1 protein-coding gene is annotated in these 2,455 nt (G+C 41.6%); it reads left to right on the forward strand.

The features are described from left to right. Positions 1 to 122 precede the first annotated feature (122 nt). Positions 123 to 2,455 (forward strand): ABC transporter permease (locus AC1DPZ_RS25515; RefSeq protein WP_477408776.1); only part of this gene is annotated, 2,333 nt, incomplete at its 3' end.

The raw sequence follows: 2,455 nt of genomic DNA on the forward strand, positions 1-2,455 counted from the left end.
AAACCCGGTGAAGAGTTTGAAAACGGAATAGAAGAGAATCAAGAGTTAAGAATCAAGACCTGAAGCAATAGGACAGCCAACAGACAGATATCAATGAACAACTGAACCAATGAACTAACATCATGATAAAAAACTATTTAAAAATCGCCTGGCGTAACCTTATTAATAATAAGGCTCATACAGTCATCAATATGGCAGGGCTCTCCGTTGGTTTGGCCTGTAGCCTGCTCATTATGCTATGGGTGCAAAATGAGTTAAGTGTTGATGCTTTTCATAAAAATAAATCCCGTTTGTATAATGTATATGAGCGGCGGTATTTTGATCATAAAATTTCGGGCCAATATAGCACACCGGGAGTACTGGCCGCAGAGATGAAAAAGGTGTTTCCCGAGATAGTGTATGCCGTAAACGCGGTATACAAAGAAGAGAATACTTTTAGGGCCCGGGATAAGGTATTAAAATGTGGTGGAGCTGCAGCAGGTGCAGATTTTTTTAAGATGTTCAGCTACCGGCTTGTGCAAGGCAATGTGCAAACTGCATTAAATTCACCACTAAGCTTAGCCGTTTCGCGTAAAATGGCCGAGAATTTTTATGGTAGTCCGCAGGCGGCCATGGGTAAAACCATCCGTTTTGAAAACAAAAAGGATTTTACGATAAGTGCCGTATTTGAAAACCTGCCGGCCAACACTTCAGAAAAATTTGAATATGTTATTAACTGGGATGCTTTTTTGATAGAAAATCCGGAGGCAAAAGACTGGGGTAACAACTGGCCGCGTACTACAGTAATGTTACAGGCAAACGCGAACCCGGTATTATTTGAAAAAAAGATAACTCACTTTTTGGATAATTATAATAGCAATCAAAAAAAAGGGGTTTTTACTACACAGCTTGATATACAGCCATTTGATGAAAAGTATCTGCATAGTAACTTTGCCGGCACTAAATTTGACGCGGGCCGGATTGAATATGTGCACCTGTTTAGCATAGTAGCTGTTTTTATTTTACTGATAGCCTGTATAAACTTCATGAACCTCACCACCGCACGCTCTGTTAAGCGGGCACGGGAAATTGGTGTACGAAAAGTTGTTGGGGCGGTACGTTCGGTTTTAATCAAACAGTTTATCGGCGAAGCATTACTAATAACTTCRTTAGCTGTCATTGTTTCGTTGGTATTGTTGGTATTGCTGTTGCCTTTGTTTAACCAGATCACCCAAAAACAGATTGAGTTACCGTTTGATCAGGTTGATTTTTGGGCGAAACTGGGATGTATTACGATGGTAACCGGTTTGGTATCGGGAAGCTATCCGGCCCTGTTCCTTTCATCATTTAATCCCGTTAAAGTTTTAAAAGGTACACTTAAATTAGATTCGGGCACTACATTATTTCGTAAGGGGCTGGTGGTATTTCAGTTCGTGCTGTCGGTGATCATGATTATCGGAACTATCATTGTTGCCAGGCAAATGAATTTTATACAATCCAGGAACCTGGGCTACGACCGCGAAAACCTGATCTACGTGCCTGTTGAAGGGCAGCTTAGATCGCAGTACGAGGTTTTTAAAACCGAAGCCTTAAAAAAACCGGGAATACAATCAATAACAATATCAAACTCAAGTCCGACTATAATAGATAATGGTACGGTTGGTGTGGAATGGACAGGGAAAGACCCCAATTTAAGGATCAGGTTTATACAAACCGCGGTTGGCTATGATTTTATAAACACCCTGAAACTAAACCTGCTGGCCGGGCGCGATTTTTCCAAAGATTTCCCTACAGATACGGCCGGTTATATCATTAATGAAACAGCCGCAAAAAGAATGGGTTACACAAACCCAATTGGGCAGCCTTTAACGCTTTGGGACCAGAAAGGCAAGGTCATTGGCATAGTAAGGGATTTTCATATCAATTCTATGCATGAGCAGATTAACCCGCTGATTATCTGGCTAAATAGAGGTGACAACAATGGCAGTGTGCTTGTCCGTACAAAGCCTGGTAAAACCAAAGAGGCACTGGCCGGTCTTGAAACTTTGTGTAAACAAATAAACCCGGCATTCCCGTTCAATTATTCTTTTTCCGACGAAGAGTACCAAAATCTTTATAAAAGTGAGCAGATAGTAGGTAAGCTTGCCAATGCATTTGCGCTCCTGGCCATTTTTATTTCGTGCCTGGGCTTGCTTGGTTTGGCCATGTTTACTGCCCAACAGCGTGTTAAAGAAATAGGTATCCGTAAAATATTGGGTGCCGGCGTAGGCTCACTGTTTGCGTTATTATCATCAGAGTTTTTGGTACTGGTAATTATTGCTTTACTTATTGCATCACCTATAGCCTGGTATACTATGAATAAATGGCTGCAGGATTTTGCTTATCACACCCCAATACACTGGTGGATGTTTGGCCTGGCGGGAGGAGTGATCATATTGATAGCCCTTGCAACGGTAAGTTTCCAGGCCATAAAAGC

It is taken from the genome of Mucilaginibacter sp. P4_G9 (genome assembly GCF_056400985.1).